This window comes from Nocardioides sp. NPDC000445 (assembly GCF_040300245.1).
Classification (GTDB): domain Bacteria; phylum Actinomycetota; class Actinomycetes; order Propionibacteriales; family Nocardioidaceae; genus Nocardioides.
The window spans coordinates 84,604-101,029 of record NZ_JBEPDH010000001.1 but is presented as its reverse complement, the minus strand read 5'-3'; the positions used below and the strand labels follow the sequence as shown (position 1 = coordinate 101,029).

The 16,426-nt window shown below is 68.9% G+C and carries 14 protein-coding genes; 11 read left to right on the top strand and 3 right to left on the bottom strand.

What is annotated here, in order from left to right:
* From ABT304_RS00465 to ABT304_RS00430, 8 genes are read left to right on the top strand one after another with little or no spacing between them, the layout of a single operon-like run.
* Positions 1-291, top strand: a complete 291-nt coding sequence (locus tag ABT304_RS00465; protein WP_160028376.1) for a sarcosine oxidase subunit delta — start codon at positions 1-3, stop codon at positions 289-291.
* The gene (locus ABT304_RS00460) at positions 288-3,197 is read left to right on the top strand and encodes a sarcosine oxidase subunit alpha family protein (RefSeq protein ID WP_350712839.1); all 2,910 of its coding nucleotides are present in this window, start codon (positions 288-290) and stop codon (positions 3,195-3,197) included. Before ABT304_RS00465 ends, ABT304_RS00460 begins: the two co-directional genes overlap by 4 nt.
* The gene (locus ABT304_RS00455) at positions 3,190-3,846 is read left to right on the top strand and encodes a sarcosine oxidase subunit gamma (RefSeq protein WP_350712838.1); all 657 of its coding nucleotides are present in this window, start codon (positions 3,190-3,192) and stop codon (positions 3,844-3,846) included. Before ABT304_RS00460 ends, ABT304_RS00455 begins: the two co-directional genes overlap by 8 nt.
* A complete protein-coding gene (locus tag ABT304_RS00450; RefSeq protein WP_350712837.1) occupies positions 3,846-5,219 on the top strand; it encodes an L-serine ammonia-lyase in 1,374 nt (457 codons plus the stop codon). The genes ABT304_RS00455 and ABT304_RS00450 overlap by 1 nt, the downstream gene beginning before the upstream one ends.
* Positions 5,220-5,249: 30 nt before the next feature.
* Positions 5,250-6,134 carry a bifunctional methylenetetrahydrofolate dehydrogenase/methenyltetrahydrofolate cyclohydrolase gene (locus ABT304_RS00445; RefSeq protein WP_160028384.1) on the top strand — a complete coding sequence of 295 codons (885 nt, stop codon included), beginning with the start codon at positions 5,250-5,252 and terminating at the stop codon, positions 6,132-6,134.
* Positions 6,131-7,006, top strand: coding sequence for a dihydropteroate synthase (folP, locus tag ABT304_RS00440; RefSeq protein ID WP_350712836.1), 876 nt, complete (start codon positions 6,131-6,133; stop codon positions 7,004-7,006). Before ABT304_RS00445 ends, folP begins: the two co-directional genes overlap by 4 nt.
* Positions 7,003-7,857, top strand: coding sequence for a methylenetetrahydrofolate reductase (locus ABT304_RS00435; protein ID WP_350712835.1), 855 nt, complete (start codon positions 7,003-7,005; stop codon positions 7,855-7,857). Before folP ends, ABT304_RS00435 begins: the two co-directional genes overlap by 4 nt.
* A complete protein-coding gene (locus ABT304_RS00430; protein ID WP_350712834.1) occupies positions 7,854-9,185 on the top strand; it encodes a bifunctional folylpolyglutamate synthase/dihydrofolate synthase in 1,332 nt (443 codons plus the stop codon). Before ABT304_RS00435 ends, ABT304_RS00430 begins: the two co-directional genes overlap by 4 nt.
* A 159-nt stretch (positions 9,186-9,344) precedes the next feature.
* Here the strand turns inward: ABT304_RS00430 and fdhA are convergent, their stop codons facing one another.
* On the bottom strand, positions 9,345-10,556 hold the full coding sequence (gene fdhA / locus ABT304_RS00425; protein ID WP_160028392.1) for a formaldehyde dehydrogenase, glutathione-independent: 1,212 nt from the start codon (positions 10,554-10,556) through the stop codon (positions 9,345-9,347).
* Between the two features lie 279 nt (positions 10,557-10,835).
* Between fdhA and ABT304_RS00420 the strand changes: the two genes are divergently transcribed.
* The 3 genes from ABT304_RS00420 to ABT304_RS00410 all read left to right on the top strand — a co-directional run bounded on the left by ABT304_RS00420 (position 10,836) and on the right by ABT304_RS00410 (position 14,278).
* The gene (locus ABT304_RS00420) at positions 10,836-11,576 is read left to right on the top strand and encodes an IclR family transcriptional regulator (RefSeq protein ID WP_201451273.1); all 741 of its coding nucleotides are present in this window, start codon (positions 10,836-10,838) and stop codon (positions 11,574-11,576) included.
* Positions 11,577-11,841: 265 nt separating this feature from the next.
* On the top strand, positions 11,842-13,092 hold the full coding sequence (locus tag ABT304_RS00415) for an aromatic ring-hydroxylating oxygenase subunit alpha (RefSeq protein WP_350712833.1): 1,251 nt from the start codon (positions 11,842-11,844) through the stop codon (positions 13,090-13,092).
* A gap of 19 nt (positions 13,093-13,111) precedes the next feature.
* The gene (locus ABT304_RS00410; RefSeq protein ID WP_350712832.1) at positions 13,112-14,278 is read left to right on the top strand and encodes an FAD-binding oxidoreductase; all 1,167 of its coding nucleotides are present in this window, start codon (positions 13,112-13,114) and stop codon (positions 14,276-14,278) included.
* A 55-nt stretch (positions 14,279-14,333) separates the two neighbouring features.
* Here ABT304_RS00410 and ABT304_RS00405 read toward each other — a convergent pair whose 3' ends face one another.
* Both ABT304_RS00405 and ABT304_RS00400 read right to left on the bottom strand, forming a co-directional pair.
* Complete coding sequence (locus ABT304_RS00405) at positions 14,334-15,008, bottom strand: GntR family transcriptional regulator (RefSeq protein ID WP_350712831.1); 675 nt, start codon at positions 15,006-15,008, stop codon at positions 14,334-14,336.
* Between the two features lie 79 nt (positions 15,009-15,087).
* A complete protein-coding gene (locus tag ABT304_RS00400; RefSeq protein WP_350712830.1) occupies positions 15,088-16,383 on the bottom strand; it encodes an anthranilate synthase component I family protein in 1,296 nt (431 codons plus the stop codon).
* Between the last annotated feature and the right edge of the window lie 43 nt (positions 16,384-16,426).

Here is a 16,426-nt window from a genome sequence, read left to right as displayed (position 1 = left end):
ATGATTCTCATCAGCTGCCCCAACTGCGGGTCCCGCGACGAGACCGAGTTCCACTACGGCGGCCAGGCCCACGTCCCCTACCCGGAGGACCCGAGCGCCCTTAGTGACGAGGAGTGGGGTCGCTACCTGTTCTACCGCGAGAACACCAAGGGCATCTTCGCCGAGCGCTGGGTCCACAGCTCCGGCTGCCGCAAGTGGTTCAACGTTCTTCGCGACACCGTCACCTACCGCATCGCCGCCGTCTACCAGGCCGGCGAACCGCGTCCCACCCTGGATGGAGGCCCGCAGTGAGCACGACGTCGCACCGCCTCGCAGACGGCGGCCGAATCGACCGATCCACCCGTCTTGCCTTCAGCGTCGACGGGCGGGAGTACGCCGGCCACGCCGGTGACACCCTCGCCTCGGCGCTGATCGCCAACGGCGTGCTCGAGTGCGGCCCCTCGCTGTACCGGGAGCGTCCCCGCGGCGTCCTCGCCGCCGGTCTCGAGGAGCCCAACGCGCTGGTCAAGCTGAGGCGTCCCGGCGACTCGGTGACCGAGTCGATGCTGCCGGCCACGATCGTCGAGCTCGTCGACGGGATCGAGGCCGACTACCTCAGCGGCCTCGGTGACCTCGACCCCGCCGACGACACCGCGATCTACGACAAGAAGTACGTCCACACCGACGTCCTCGTCATCGGAGCCGGTCCGACCGGGCTCAGCGCGGCCCGCACCGCCGCCGCATCCGGAGCCCGGGTGATCCTCATCGACGACCAGCCCGAGCTCGGCGGATCCCTTCTCTCCACACGCGGTCTCAGCATCGACGGCGTGGACACCGACGCCTGGCTCGGCGGCGTCACCGAGGAGCTCGCGGCTGCCCCCGAGGTCACGGTGCTCACCAGGACCAACGCCTTCGGCAGCTACGACGCCAACTACGTGATCGCGCTCGAGAGCCGGCTGGACCACCTCGACGACTCCGCCAAGGAGGCGCTCACCGGTGTGTCCCGCCAGCGCCTCTGGCACATCCGGGCGCAGCAGGTCGTCATCGCGACCGGCGCGCACGAGCGCCCCCTGGTGTTCGGCAACAACGACCGCCCCGGCGTGATGCTCGCCTCCGCGGTCCGCACCTACCTGAACCGGTACGGCGTGGCCGCAGGCTCCAACGTGCTGCTCGCCACCACAAACGACAGTGCCTACGAGGTCGCCGCCGACCTGACCGGGGCCGGGATCGCCGTGGCGGCCGTCGTCGACGCCCGCCCAGAGCAGTCCGAGGCCGCCCGTCGCGCCGCGGCGGCAGGCATCGAGGTCGTCCTCGGCTCCGCGGTCCTCGACACCGACGGTGACCCGCGGGTCACCGCCGCGACGGTGTCGGCGATCGACGCCGACGGCGCCGCGGTCGGCGAGCGGCGAGAGATCGCCTGCGACGTCGTCGCCGTCGCCGGTGGCTGGAGCCCGGTGGTCCATCTGCACAGCCAGCGGCAGGGCAAGGTCCGCTGGGACGAGGATCTGGCCGGGTTCGTCCCCGACGGCGAGGTCACCGGTCAGCAGATCGTGGGATCGGCCCGGGGCAGCTACACCCTCGATGCGTGTCTCGCCGAGGGGCGGCATGCGGCAGCGACCGCGCTCCTCGCCACCGGTTTCATCGGCGAGGCCGAGGCTCCGACCGGGCCGCTTCCTGCGGCGACAGGTGACGGCACGACTCGCCCTCTGTGGCTCGCCGCCGAGGCCTCCGTTCCACTCGACGACCTGGTCGACCACTTCGTGGACTTCCAGCGCGACCAGACCGTGCACGACGTACTGCGGGCGACCGGGGCCGGCATGCGCAGCGTCGAGCACATCAAGCGCTACACCTCGATCAGCACCGCCAACGACCAGGGCAAGACCTCCGGGGTGAACGCCATCGGCGTCATCGCCGCCGCGCTCAACGACGGTCGCAGCCCCGGCGAGATCGGCACCACCACGTACCGTGCTCCGTACGCTCCGGTCCCGTTCGTCGCCCTTGCCGGCCGCGAGCGGGGTGACCTGTTCGACCCGGCCCGGCTGACGTCGATCCATCCCTGGCACGTCGCGCACGGCGCCGAGATGGAGATCGTGGGCCAGTGGCTGCGGCCGTGGTACTACCCGCAGAACGGCGAGTCCCTGGACGAGGCCGTTCTCCGCGAGTGCGCCGCCGTCCGCGAGTCCGTCGGCATGATGGACGCGACCACCCTGGGCAAGATCGAGGTGTGGGGGAGTGACGCCGGTGAGTTCCTCAACCGGATCTACACCAACGCCTTCAAGAAGCTCGCCCCCGGATCCGCGCGCTACGGCGTCATGTGCACGCCCGACGGGATGATCTTCGACGACGGCGTCACGCTCCGCATCGACGAGGGTCGCTACTTCATGACGACGACCACCGGCGGCGCCGCCAAGGTCCTCGACTGGCTCGAGGAGTGGCACCAGACCGAGTGGCCGACCCTGGACGTCACCTTCACCTCGGTGACCGAGCAGTGGGCCACGGTCGCCGTCGTCGGCCCGAAGTCCCGCGAGGTGATCGCCAGGATCGCTCCGGACCTCGACGTCAGCAGCGAGGCGTTCCCGTTCATGACGTTCCGCGAGACGACGCTCGCCTCGGGCATCCCGGCGCGGGTGTGCCGGATCTCGTTCTCCGGAGAGCTCGCCTTCGAGGTCAACGTCGAGACCTGGTTCGGGCAGCGCGTGTGGGAAGAGATCCACGCCGCCGGCCAGGAGTGGGCGATCACCCCGTACGGCACCGAGACCATGCACGTGCTGCGCGCCGAGAAGGGCTACCCGATCGTCGGCCAGGACACCGACGGCACGGTCACTCCCCAGGACGCGGGCATGGAGTGGATCGTCTCCAAGGTGAAGGACTTCGTCGGCAAGCGGTCCTACAACCGGGTCGACACCGCACGCACCGACCGCAAGCACCTCGTCTCGGTGCTGCCCGTCGACAAGTCGTTCCGGTTGCCCGAGGGCACCCAGCTGGTCGCATCAGGTACGCCGATCACCCCGGCCGAGGGACCGGTGCCGATGCTCGGGCACGTGACCTCGAGCTACCACAGTGCCGCGCTCGGGCGATCGTTCGCCCTGGCACTCATCAAGGATGGCCGCAACCGCATCGGCCAGACCCTCGTCGCGCCGGTCGGTGACCGACTGGTCGACGTCGTCGTCGCTGAAACCGTCCTCTACGACCCGGAAGGAACCCGCCGCGATGGTTGAGACCACGATCGAGCCGCTCGACAGGAAGATCTCGGCTCTGCGCGTCAGCCCGGCCCAGCACCTGCACGGCGCCTTCGTCGACGCCGGCGTCACCGGAGCGCTCGGGGTGCGCGTGCGTGAGGAGCAGTTCCTCACCATGGTGGGTCTGCGGGTGCCGGTCGGCTCGCCCGACCGGGAGCGCCTGGCCAAGATCCTCGGCGCCGAGCTTCCCGCCCGGTGCGGCGAGGTCGCCACCGGCCACGACGTGGTGGTGCTGTGGCTCTCGCCCGACGAGTTCCTGGTCATCTCGCAGAGCGTGGCCGGTTCCACCCTGGTGTCCTACCTCCGCGCAGGCGTCACGGGAGGCGGTGCCGCGGTCGTCGACCTGTCGGCCAACCGCACCACCTTCCGGCTCGAGGGACCTTCCGCGCAGGCGGTCCTCGAGAAGGGCTGTCCGCTCGACCTCCACCCGAGGGCCTTCACGCCGGGCACGGCGGTCGCCAGCACCATCGGACGCGTTCCGGTGATCCTCTGGAAGGTCGACACGGACTCCTACCGGATCCTGCCGCGTGCCTCGTACGCCGACTACCTGGGCCGTTGGCTGATCGACGCCATGGCCGAGTTCAAAGTGATCTCGACAAGCTCGATCCGACGCCTGGGATCTGGCTGATGGCGCTCAGCGTCTTCGACATGTTCTCCGTCGGCATCGGGCCGTCGTCGTCCCACACGGTCGGCCCGATGCGTGCGGCGGTGCAGTTCACCGATGCCCTGAAGGCGGGTTCACTGCTCGACGCCGTCGCCCGGGCCGAAGTGGAGCTGTTCGGCTCCTTGGGTGCCACCGGCCACGGCCATGGCTCGGACAAGGCGGTCATCCTCGGTCTCGAGGGCAACCGGCCCGAAACGGTCGACACCGACAACGCCGACGCTCGCGTGGCCGAGGTCCGCGCCACTGGACGGCTGAGGCTCGCCGGCGCCCGGGACATCGAGTTCGGCGCCGACGACGTCGTCATGCACCGCACCAAGACCCTTCCCGCGCACCCGAACGGCATGATCTTCCGCGCGTTGGACGCCGACACGAAGGTGCTCCTGGAGAGCACCTACTACTCGGTCGGCGGCGGTTTCGTCGTGGACGAGCAGGCGGCCGGCGCCGATCGGATCGTCGAGGACGCGACCCCGATCCCGTACCCGTTCACCACCGGGGCGGAGCTGCTCGCGGTCTGCGCCGAGTCGGGCAAGCGGATCAGCGACATCATGATGGCCAACGAGCTGGCGTGGCGTACGGAGGAGGAGGTGCGCGGCGAGCTGCTGCACATCTGGTCGGTCATGCAGGAATGCGTGCACAACGGCTGCACCCGCACCGACCCCACCCTGCCCGGCGGGTTGAAGGTTCCGCGGCGTGCCCCCGGTCTCTACACCCACCTCCAGGCATCGACGGACGAGACGGACCCGCTCAGAGCGATGGACTGGGTCAACCTCTTCGCCCTCGCCGTCAACGAGGAGAACGCGTCGGGCGGGCGGATCGTGACCGCGCCGACCAACGGCGCGGCGGGCATCGTCCCGGCCGTACTCCACTACTACGAGAAGTTCGTGCCCAGCGCGGACGAGGACGGGATCGTGCGGTTCCTCCTCGCCGCCGCCGCGGTCGGGATCCTGTTCAAGATCAACGCGTCGATCTCCGGGGCCGAGGTTGGCTGTCAGGGCGAGGTCGGCTCGGCCTGCGCCATGGCTGCCGGAGCCCTGTGCGAAGTGCTCGGCGGCACCCCGGAACAGGTCGAGAACGCGGCCGAGATCGGCATCGAGCACAACCTCGGGCTCACCTGCGACCCCGTCGGCGGCCTGGTGCAGATTCCCTGCATCGAACGCAACGCCATCGCCAGCAACAAGGCCATCAACGCCGCCCGCATCGCCGCCCGCGGCGACGGCAGCCACCGGGTCTCTCTCGACGCCGCGATCAAGACCATGCGCGAGACCGGAGCCGACATGAAGATCAAGTACAAGGAGACCTCCCGCGGAGGCCTCGCCGTCAACGTCATCGAATGCTGACGTCACGGGTCTCGCGAGAAGGAGAAGTGCATGACCACCGCTGCAAAGATCGACGGCAAGCGCGTCGCTGCTGATCTGAAGACCGCGCTCGCCGTGCGGGTGAAGGCACTGCACGAGGCCGGGATCGACCCCGGCCTCGGCACCATCCTGGTCGGTGACGACCCCGGCTCCCGCTCCTACGTCGCGGGCAAGCACCGCGACTGCGCCGAGGTGGGCATCGCCTCGATCCGGATCGAGCTCCCCGCGAGCGCATCGCAGGCCGAGATCGAGGCAGCGGTGCAGCAGCTCAACGAGGATCCGACCTGCACCGGCTTCATCGTCCAGCTGCCCCTGCCGCCCCACGTCGACACCCACCGGGTCCTGGAGCTCATCGACCCGGACAAGGACGCCGACGGGCTTCACCCCACGAACCTCGGCAAGCTGGTGCTCGGCACTCCAGCTCCGCTGCCGTGCACGCCACGGGGGATCATCGAGCTCCTGAGGCAGCACGACGTGCCGATCACCGGACAGCGGTTCTGTGTCATCGGCTGCGGGCTGACCGTCGGCCGGCCGCTCGGGCTCATGCTCACCCGACCCACCGAGCACGCCACCGTCACGCTGTGCAACATCGAGACCCGTGACGTCGCCGCCCACGCCCGGGCCTCGGACGTCATCGTCGCGGCGGCGGGTGTGGCTCACCTGGTCAAGCCCGACTGGGTCAGTCCCGGCGCCACGGTCCTGTCCGTCGGGATCACGCGCACCATCGAAGGCATCCTGGGCGACGTCGATCCGAACGTGGACGTCGTCGCGGGCAAGATGAGCGGTGCCACCGGCGGCGTCGGACCGATGACCCGGGCCATGCTGCTGACCAACATCGTCGAGATCGCCGAACAGCAGCTGGCTGCCAGGGAGGCTATCGCCGGGGCTCTGACATGAGTGCCACGCTGCTCACCGAGGCAGATCTGCGCTGCCAGGTGATGGGCATCATCAACGTCACCCCCGACTCGTTCTCCGACGGCGGCCGGTTCCTCGAGGTCGACGCCGCCGTACGCAGGGGCCTCGAGCTCATCCGTGACGGCGCCGATCTCCTCGACGTCGGCGGCGAGTCCACCCGGCCCGGTGCCCAGCGGGTCAGCGCGGCCGAGGAGATCGCCCGCGTGATCCCGGTGGTCGAGGCCCTGGCCCGGGAGGGGCTGCCGGTCTCGGTCGACACCATGCGCGCCTCGGTCGCCCAGCGAGCCGTCGAGGCCGGGGCCGTCATCGTGAACGACGTGTCCGGCGGGCTCGCCGATCCCAGGATGCTGCCCTTCCTGGCCGAGGCGGAGGTCACCTGCGTACTCATGCACTGGCGCGCCCACTCCATGCGGATGGACGACTTCTGCTTCTACGACTCGGTCGTCGACGACGTCTGCGCCGAGCTCCGCGGCCGGGTCGACTCCGCACTCGCCGCCGGCGTACGTCCTGAGCGCGTCGTCCTCGACCCCGGTCTCGGGTTCGCGAAGAACGCCGCCCAGTCCTGGGAGCTGCTCGCGGCCCTCCCGGCGCTGCGCGACCTCGGGTTCCCCGTGCTCGTCGGGGCGTCCCGCAAGCGGTTCCTCGCCGAGGCCGCCGCGTACGGACGGCGGGCCCCGGACATCGCCGCGGACCGGGACGAGGCGTCCGACGCCGTGGCCGCCATCGCCGCTGCCGGCGGGGCGTGGGGCGTACGCGTCCACTCGGTCTCCGGCGCCGCCGCCGCCTCTCGGGTGGCTGCCCGCCTGCGGGGGACCGCGGTCGCGGCCGGACCGGTCCGGGCAGGGCAGCGATGAGCCGTCGCTCGGCCGCTGCGACCGTCCGGAGGCTGCTGCTCGACGCTCGCTACGAGGTCCTTCCCACCGCCTCGATCGAGGACGTCGTCACGAGCTCCCTTCCCGCCGGCCAAACGCTCACGGTGACCGCCTCGCCGGCCAAGGGCCTGGAGCAGACGGTGGACCTGTCGATCCGGCTCGCCGAGCACGGCTACGACGTCGTGCCCCACCTGGCCGCCCGCATGGTCTCGAGCCGGGCCGAGCTCGCCGAGATCACTGCTCGGCTGAAGGCAGCCCGCATCGACAAGGTCTTCGTACCTGCCGGCGACGCGGAGCGTCCCGGCGCGTTCCCCGGTGCGCTGGAGCTCCTCGAGGCGCTGGTCGATCTCGGCGACCCGTTCAGGCACGTCGGTGTCGCCGGCTACCCCGAGGACCATCCGACGATCATCCACGACCGCCTCGTGCAGGCGATGTGGGACAAGCGCCACCACGCCACCGAGATCGTCAGCAACCTCACCTTCGACGACAGGGCCCTCACCGACTGGGTACGCCGCGTGCGCGCCCGTGGGGTCACGACCCCGATCATCGTCGGCCTGCCCGGCCCGGTCGAGCGGGCCAAGCTCCTCTCCATGGCGACCAAGATCGGGGTGGGGGAGTCGACGAGGTTCCTCGCCAAGAACACGGGCATGTTCGCGCGCATCGCCGCCCCCGGCGGCTACTCACCGGAACGGTTCCTCACCCGTGCGGCGCCGGAGCTGGACGGGCCGGAAGCGGCGATCGCCGGTCTGCACCTGTTCACGTTCAACCAGGTCGCCGAGACCGAGACCTGGCGCCGCGACCTGCTGGCACGCCTGGGCGGAGAACCCCGGTGACCGGCACCGACGTCGCCCTCGACATCGACGAGGTGGAGAAGCGACTCCTCGCCCGCTGGCCCGAGACCCGGATCGCCCCGTCCCTGGAGCGCATCCGGGCGGTGACGGATGCGCTCGGCCGGCCACAACGCGACTACCGGTCGATCCACATCACCGGAACCAACGGCAAGACGAGCACCGCGCGGATGGTGGAGGCGATCCTGCTCGAGCTGGGCTCGACGGTCGGCCGGTTCACCAGCCCCCATCTCGCCGACATCCGGGAACGGATCAGCATCGGCGGCCGGCCGATCCCGCAGGATGGCTTCGTCCAGGCTTACCGCGACGTCCTGCCAGCGGCCGAGGCGGTGGACCGCGACGGTCCCACTCCGCTGTCGTTCTTCGAGATGACGGTCGCCATGGCCTACCAGGCGTTCTCGACGGCCGGCATCGACGTCGCGGCGGTCGAGGTCGGCATGGGCGGCATGTGGGACGCGACCAACATCATCGACGCCCCGGTCGCGGCGATCCTCCCCATCGGCCTCGACCACGTCGACCACCTGGGTCCGACCAGGCTCGACATCGCGGCCGAGAAGGCCGGGATCATCAAGCCGGGTGCGCTGGCCGTCACGGCTCGGCAGACCCCAGAGGTCGAGCAGCTCCTCCGAGCCCACGCCGACGCGCATCTCGCGAGGCTCATGGTCGAAGGCCGTCACTTCCGCCTGAGTGGCAGACGAGCCGTCGGCGATGGACAGATCATCTCGGTCAACGGCCTCGCCGGTCACTATCCCGAGATCCCGCTGTCGCTTCACGGCCGCCACCAGGCGCACAACGCGACACTCGCGATCGCGAGCATCGAAGCACTCCTGGGAGACGTGATCCCGCTGGACGCACTGCGACGGGCGCTGGGCTCGGCCCGCTCGCCCGGACGGCTCGAGGTGCTGCCCGGCACCCCCGCGGTGATCCTCGACGCAGCCCACAACCCCGACGGTGCCCGGGCGCTGGCGGCCGGCCTCACCGACCTGGGCACGCGACCGACCGTCGCCGTGGTCGCCGCGATGGGCGACAAGGACCTCGAGGGCATGCTCGCGGAGCTGGACCCCGTCGTGACGACGATGATCTGCACTCGGAACAGCAGTCCGCGTTCACTGTCCTCTTCCGACACCGCGGCCGCGGCCCGAGGAGTCCTCGGCGCTGATCGGGTTCTGGAGATCGACAGCCTCGCCGATGCTCTTCTCGAAGCGACCAGGGAGGCCTTGGCCCTCTCGCCGGACGGGGAAACGCCGGCTCGGGTACTGGTCACCGGCTCCGTCGTCACCGTGGGTGAGGCGCGTCGCCAGCTCGGCCTGTGACCGTGCTGGGCTCGACCCACAGATGGTCGAGCCGCCGGAGCCGCTAGGCGAAGGCGTGTCGAGACCAACACAGTACCCGCAGCGGTCGGGTCGGCTGTGTTGGTCTCGACACGGAGTCGTTCGTTCCTCACGACTCCGGCTCGACCAGCGAGTAGCGGGTCAGCGCACCATGCCGTGCGGGTCGATGACGTACTTGGTGGCCGCGCCCTGGTCGAACGCGGCGTAGCTCTCCGGCGCCTCGTCGAGGCTGATTGCCTTCGCGTTCACGGCGTCGGCGATGTGGGCCTTGTCGGCGAGGATCAGGTTCATCAGCTGGCGGTTGTACTGCTTCACCGGGCACTGGCCGGTCACGAACGTGTGCGACTTGGCCCAGCCGAGACCGAGCCGGACACCGATCTGGCCCTGCTTGGCGGCGTCGTCGACGGCGCCCGGGTCACCAGTGACGTACAGGCCCGGGATGCCGAGGGAAGCACCCGCACGCGCCACGTCCATGATGTCGTTGAGGACGGTGGCCGGCTGCTCGGCGGCGTCTTGGCCGTGGCCGCGGGCCTCGAACCCGACCGCGTCGATCGCCGCATCCACGACGGGCTCCCCGACGATGTCCGCGATGATGTCCGCGAGGGCGTCACCGGAGGACAGGTCCGCGGTCGCGCAGCCGAAGCTGGCGGCCTGCTTGAGCCGGTCCGCGTTCATGTCGCCGACGATGACCGTGGCCGCACCGAGCAGCTGTGCCGAGTACGCCGCGGCGAGCCCGACCGGGCCTGCGCCTGCCACGTACACCGTCGACCCGGTGGTGACGCCGGCGGTGTAGGCACCGTGGTAGCCGGTCGGGAAGATGTCGGAGAGCATCGTCAGGTCGAGGATCTTCTCCAGGGCCTGGTCGCGGTCGGGGAACTTGAGCAGGTTGAAGTCGGCGAACGGGACCATGACGTACTCCGCCTGGCCACCGATCCAGCCGCCCATGTCCACATAGCCGTACGCCGCGCCGGCCCGCGCCGGGTTCACGTTGAGGCAGATTCCGGTCTTGCCCTCGTTGCACATGCGACAACGACCGCACGCGATGTTGAACGGGACCGAGCAGATGTCGCCCACCTCGTGGAAGAGGACGTCGTCGCCGATCTCGACGATCTCGCCGGTGATCTCGTGGCCGAGCGTCTGACCGATCGCCGCGGTCGTCCGGCCGCGCACCATGTGCTGGTCGCTGCCGCAGATGTTGCTGGTCACGAGCTTGAGGATCACCGCGTGCGGCGCGGCGCGCTTGATGCCCAGGCCGCTCACGACGTCCTGGGGGAGCTCCAGCTTCGGGTACTCGATGGACTCGACGGCCACCTCGCCCGGCCCCTTGTAGACGACGACTCTGTTGTCTGCCATGGCGTCTCTTCTTCCTGCCCCCGGATGGGGACGTCCAGCTTGCTGAGTTGCGGGGATGTTTCTCATAGCGAAACAAGAGCGCTATATGAAACAAACTAAACCGTCGACGGCGTCGGCATCAAGACCCTGTTTCGATCGATTTCTGGGCTCGTACGGAGGCGTCTGATGGCTCGCGCCGCAGCTACCCGGCGGTAGGGGCGAAGGAGAGAATCTGACAGGGAGGCATACTGTTTCAGCATGAGCAACACGAGCGAAACACGGAGCACGACCGTTCACTCAGTGGACCGAGCCATCTCCATCCTCCAGGTGCTCGCCCGTCGGGGGGCTGTCGGAGTCACGCCGATCTCCGAAGAACTGGGGGTGCACAAGTCGACGGTCTTCCGTCTGCTGGCCACCCTCGAGGCGCGCGGGCTGGTGGAGCAGAACGCGACTCGGGGTCACTATCAGCTCGGCTATGGCGTCATCCAGCTGGCCGCGGGCGCGACCCGCAAGCACGACATCTCGGTCACGAGTCGCCCGATCTGCATGGCATTGGCCGACGCGGTCGGTGAGACCGTCAACATCGTCATCAACGACGGCGAGGAGGCCATCACGATCGACCAGGTGATCGGGAGTGCCGAGATCACGTCGGTGAACTGGGTCGGGCAGCGGAGCCCCTTGCACACCACCGCGTCCGGCAAGGTCTTCCTGGCGACCATGTCGCCGGAGGAGCGCCGACGGATCCTCGAGGGCGGGCTCGAGCGCTACACGGAGGAGACCGTGGTCGACCCCGCGCTGCTCGAGGAGCAGCTCGCCGAGGTCAGGAAGCTGGGCTACGCCTACTCCGCCGACGAGCACGAGATCGGTCTCACCGGGGTCGCCGCGCCGATCCGTTCCCTGGGTGGCGGGGTGATCGCCGCGGTGGTGGCCTCCGGCCCGTCGTTCCGCATCACGTCCGAGAAGGTGCCCGAGCTGGCCGAGCACGTGCTCGCTGCCGCTGCTGCGATCTCCGAGCGGAACGGCTTCCCCAAGGCGGAGTGATCTGCGCGTGCCGATGACGGTTCGGCACCCTCGAAGTGGCCCGCATGCCTCGTGCATGCGGGCCACTTCGCGTACGTCGTAAAGCCCGTGTAAATCCTGCCGGCGAATCCAGATCGACCCGTTGACAGCGTCTTCTTCGGCGCGGCAGAATCGTTTCACGCTACGCAGTAGTTGTGCAGAGTGAAACAACCGCCGTCTGGCGGACCGCCATATCTGAACCCGGAATCTGCCCGGTTTGAGCGTGGGAGACATCAACGTGACGCGAATGAGCATCGAATCGACGCCTGAGGATCTGGCGTCCCTGGCGGACAGGCGAGCATCCGGCTACAGCCTGGAGGCGCCCTTCTACACGAGCTCGGAGATCTACGAGCAGGACCTCGACGTCATCTTCGGCCAGCACTGGATCTTCGCTGTCGCCGAGGCCGAGATCCCGGACCCCGGTGACTACGTCACGGTGGATCTAGGCGCTCACTCCGTGATCGTCGTCCGCGACGACGACGAGAACGTCCGCGCCTTCCGCAACGTGTGCCGCCACCGTGGCTCGCGGCTGCTCGAGTCCGCCTGCGGCTCGATCGGCAACATCGTGTGCCCCTACCACCAGTGGACCTACCGGGTCGACGGCAGCCTCATCTTCGCCGAGTCGCAGCCGGGCACCTTCGAATACGACAAGTTCGGGCTCAAGCCGGTCAACGTCCGCGCGGTCGGCGGACTGGTCTTCCTCTGCCTCGCCGACGAGCCGCCGGCCGACTTCGACGAGGTCGCCGAGTTCATCGAGCCCTACCTGAAGCCCTACTCGCTCGCCACGGCGAAGGTCGCCCACCAGACGGACATCGTCGAGGAGGGCAACTGGAAGCTGGTGATGGAGAACAACCGCGAGTGTCACCACTGCGACGCCTCCCACCCCGAGCTGGTGACGGCGTACTTCCCGATCAGCCGCTACGAGGCCGAGGACGTGCCGCCGCGCATGCAGTCGACCTTCGAGCGCTATCAGGTGGCGCAGGCGGAGCTGGAGAAGGCCTGCGAGGCCATCGGCTTCCCCGTCGGCGAGCGCTGCGAGCTCGAGGGCCGTACGACGGCCTTCCAGATCTCCCACCTGCCGCTCGACGGCGCGGGCGCCTCGTTCGGCCCCGATGGCCAGCAGCTGTGCGCGAAGCTGATGGGGTCCATCGAGGACCCGAGGTTCGGAGACCTGTCGCTGCACATGCAGCCCAACTCGTGGTTCCACTTCCTCGGTGACCACGCCGTCGTCTTCTCCGTGATCCCGCTCGCGGTCGACCGGACGCTGGTCCGGACGACGTGGCTGGTGAACCCGGAGGCCGTCGAGGGAGTCGACTACTCGGTCGAGTCGCTCACCTCCGTGTGGCGCGCCACCAACGACCAGGACCGCGTCCTGGTCGAGGGCACGCAGCGAGGAGTGGCGGACCCGGGCTACGTACCCGGTCCGTACTCCGCGGTCGAAGGAGAGGTCGATGCCTTCGTCACCTGGTACGTCCAACGCGTCCAAGCCAACGCCTAGCCGGAGCCGGGGAGTAGACATGAGCATCATGGAGACCGACATCCCCAAGGTGTCGGAGCCCAACTCGTTCGGGCTGCAGAACGGCCGCCCGGCGCCCGTACGCAGCAAGCGGATGCTGGAGCCCTGCTGGGCCGAGAGCGACGTGATGGATCTGGTGTGCAGCCAGGTTCTGGCGGTCACCCATGACGTGAAGACCTTCGTCTTCACGACCCCCGAGCGACGTCCCTTCGACTTCGAGGCGGGCCAGTTCATCACCATCCGGGTCGAGATCGACGGCGAGCTGATGACCCGCTGCTACACGATCGCCTCGCCGCCGACCAGGCCCGACCGGCTGGCCATCACGGTCAAGCGGGTCGCCGACGGTGTGGTCTCGAACTGGCTCCACGACAACCTCGAGCCCGGGGCATGGATCTCGATGCACGCTCCGGCAGGTGCGTTCGTCCTGCCGGAGGAGGACGCGCCGAAGTACCTCTTCCTCTCGGCCGGCAGCGGCATCACTCCGGTGCTGTCGATGACGCGGACGCTGTACGACCTCGGCTCCGAGGCAGACATCCTCTTCGTGCACAGCGCGCGTACGCCGGCGGACATCATCTACCGCGGCGAGCTCGAGGCGATGGCACGCCTGATGCCCAACCTGCGAGTGGTGGAGATCTGCGAGGGCGATGCCCCCACCGAGCGCTGGATGGGGCTGCAGGGACGCATCTCCAAGCCCGTTCTCGAGATCCTGGCCCCTGACCTCAACGAGCGCGAGACGTTCATCTGCGGTCCGGCGGGCTACATGGCGGCGGCGAAGTCGCTGCTCGAAGAGCTCGACTACGACATGGACAAGTACCACGAGGAGAGCTTCGACTTCGGCGCTCCCACGGTCCCTGCTCCGACAGCGGCACCGCCCGTCGAGCAGGACTTCGAGGACGAGGCCGGAGCCGGGTTCTCGGTCGAGTTCGCGCGCAGCGGCCGGATGATCACCTGTGGCCCGGACGAGACCATCCTGGAGGCGGCTGTGGCGGCCGGCATGAGGCCGATGGCTGCCTGCGGTCAGGGCATGTGCGGGACCTGCAAGGTGTCGATGCTCTCCGGGGAGGTCGACATGCAGCACAACGGCGGCATCCGGCCCAAGGAGATCGCCAACCAGAAGGTGCTGATCTGCTGCTCGAAGCCGCTGGGCGACATCCAGCTGGACTGCTGAGGGTACGCAGCGCTGGCTGTCGGGTCGGCCCCCAGCCCGACAGCCACCTGTGGCGTCAGAGAACCTGGCGGATCTCGCGCTCGAAGCTGCCGATGTGCTCGAGGGTGAGCTTCTCGGCGCGGTCGGCATCGCCGTCTGCGACCGCGTTAAGGAGCTGGGCCTGCTCGAGGACATGGTGGGCCAGGTCGGGCAGGCGATCGATCACCATCCACCAGATCCTGATGGCGAGGTTGTCGTACCTGATCAGGATGTCCTCGAGGTGAGCATTGCCGCTCGACTGGTAGATCAGACCGTGCGCCGCCTTGTCGACGCGCATCAGGGAGGTGCGATCACCATCGCCCAGCTTGCCCTTGCCGATCTGGGCCGCGAGGTCGCGCATCTGCTCACGTTGCTGTGGCGTCGCGCGTTCCGCGGCGGCGCGGGCGGCGTACGGGGCGAGCTGGCGCCGGATCTCGGCGATCGCGCTGAGCTCGGTCGCATCGATCGTCGTGGCGAAGGTGCCGCGGCGCGGAAAGGAGTGGACCAGGTGATCGGCCTCGAGCCGTTTGATCGCTTCCCGGACAGGCGTACGCCCCATGCCGATCGCTTCTGCGATCTGGCCGTCGTTGATCGGCGCACCCGGGCGGATGTCGAGCATCACCAGGCGCTCGCGGATGTACTGGTAGGCCTGATCGGCGAGCGAGGTGGCGGGGGGATTCGCCGTTGCCGCCAGAATCTCGTCAACTGTCATTGAGTTCTTGCCCCACTTGTCCGCTCCGGCTCGTCGGCATCAGATCCTCTGCCGCTTTTTACCATCTTAGTCTGATACATCAGTTACGTCGCAACGGCGTGCCGAACACCCGCAGGAGGCGTTCGGCCTTCCAGCCCGTTTCGGCGTACTCGTCCTGAGCCGTCGAATGGACGGTGATTCCGCCCCCGGTGCCGAGCTCCCAGGTGCCGTCGCCAGGGGTCGTGAGGCTTCTGATCACGACCCCGAGATCTGCCCGGCCGTCAGGTGCGATCCATCCGAAGGCACCGGAGTACACGCCGCGCGGGGTGGTCTCCACGCGTCGGATGATCTCCATGGTCCGCAGCTTCGGGGCGCCCGTCATCGAGCCGGCCGGAAAGAGGGAGCGCAGCGCCTCGATACCGGTGACGTCGTCACGCAGCCGGCCGCGCACGGTCGTCACGAGCTGGTGTACCGAGGCGTAGGACTCGACCGCCATCAGTGACGGGACCGTCACCGAGCCGGGCTCGCACACCATCGCCAGGTCGTTGCGGAGGAGGTCGACGATCATCAGGTTCTCGGCGCGGAACCTGGGGTTCGACGCCAGGTCCCGGCGCAGCGCCTCGTCCTCGTCGGCACACGTGCCACGCGGGGTGGTGCCCTTGATCGGCCGGGTCTCGATCCACCGGTTCCGGTCGATCGTGGCGTAGCGCTCGGGCGATGAGCTGAGCAGCCGGAACCCGTGATGCTGGATGAAACCGGCGTACGGGGCCGGGTTGAGCTCGCGCAGACGCAGGTACGCGACGGCCGGGTCGATGGCGTCCCGGACCTCGAGCCGGTGCGTCAGATTCACCTCGTACGTGTTTCCGGCACGCAGCTCCCGCTGCACCTCGTCGAAGGCTCGCGTGTAGGCGGTCGGGGCGGTGCTCACCGACTGCGGAGGTGGGAGCCGCACGGTGGGGCGAGCCGAGTGTGCGGGCGGCTGCTCGACGATCGTCGTGTTGCGGGTGCGCATCCAGATCGCGTCGGGCATCGCGGGCCGACCCGCGCGACGCGTCCTGGCCGGGAGGTCCGGACGACAGGCATAGCCGAAGTAGCCGACCCAGATCTCGTCCGGGGGAGTGCGGGTGAGCTCGTCCCCGAGGACGGTGAAGATGTCCGTGCCGACCAGACTGACCTCTCCGCCACGGTGTCGAAGCACCTCGCCTCTCCCGGCGTCGTAGGTGAGGGAGATGTCGTCGTCGCGCAGCGCCCCCATGATCGACCGGGAGGTCTGCCCGGGCCCTGCGTCCAGCCAGAAGCAGCGGGGCTCGGCTCTCGCCATCTCGGCGAAGCGCTCCTCGGTGGTCATCTTCGTGGCCGGGTGGATGTCCACGACCCCCGCAGCTATGTCGTGCATGTGCGCCAGCTCTCTAAAACTCACACTAACGACAACTAGTATA

Excerpts from the sequence above, each read along its gene's own strand:
- ABT304_RS00450 (WP_350712837.1), top strand. The coding sequence starts at position 3,846 with ATGGCGCTCAGCGTCTTCGACATGTTCTCCGTCGGCATCGGGCCGTCG.
- ABT304_RS00415 (WP_350712833.1), top strand. The coding sequence starts at position 11,842 with ATGAGCATCGAATCGACGCCTGAGGATCTGGCGTCCCTGGCGGACAGG.
- ABT304_RS00445 (WP_160028384.1), top strand. The coding sequence starts at position 5,250 with ATGACCACCGCTGCAAAGATCGACGGCAAGCGCGTCGCTGCTGATCTG.
- folP (WP_350712836.1), top strand. The coding sequence starts at position 6,131 with ATGAGTGCCACGCTGCTCACCGAGGCAGATCTGCGCTGCCAGGTGATG.
- ABT304_RS00410 (WP_350712832.1), top strand. The coding sequence starts at position 13,112 with ATGAGCATCATGGAGACCGACATCCCCAAGGTGTCGGAGCCCAACTCG.
- ABT304_RS00455 (WP_350712838.1), top strand. The coding sequence starts at position 3,190 with ATGGTTGAGACCACGATCGAGCCGCTCGACAGGAAGATCTCGGCTCTG.
- ABT304_RS00405 (WP_350712831.1), bottom strand. The coding sequence starts at position 15,008 with ATGACAGTTGACGAGATTCTGGCGGCAACGGCGAATCCCCCCGCCACC.
- ABT304_RS00465 (WP_160028376.1), top strand. The coding sequence starts at position 1 with ATGATTCTCATCAGCTGCCCCAACTGCGGGTCCCGCGACGAGACCGAG.
- fdhA (WP_160028392.1), bottom strand. The coding sequence starts at position 10,556 with ATGGCAGACAACAGAGTCGTCGTCTACAAGGGGCCGGGCGAGGTGGCC.
- ABT304_RS00435 (WP_350712835.1), top strand. The coding sequence starts at position 7,003 with ATGAGCCGTCGCTCGGCCGCTGCGACCGTCCGGAGGCTGCTGCTCGAC.
- ABT304_RS00400 (WP_350712830.1), bottom strand. The coding sequence starts at position 16,383 with ATGCACGACATAGCTGCGGGGGTCGTGGACATCCACCCGGCCACGAAG.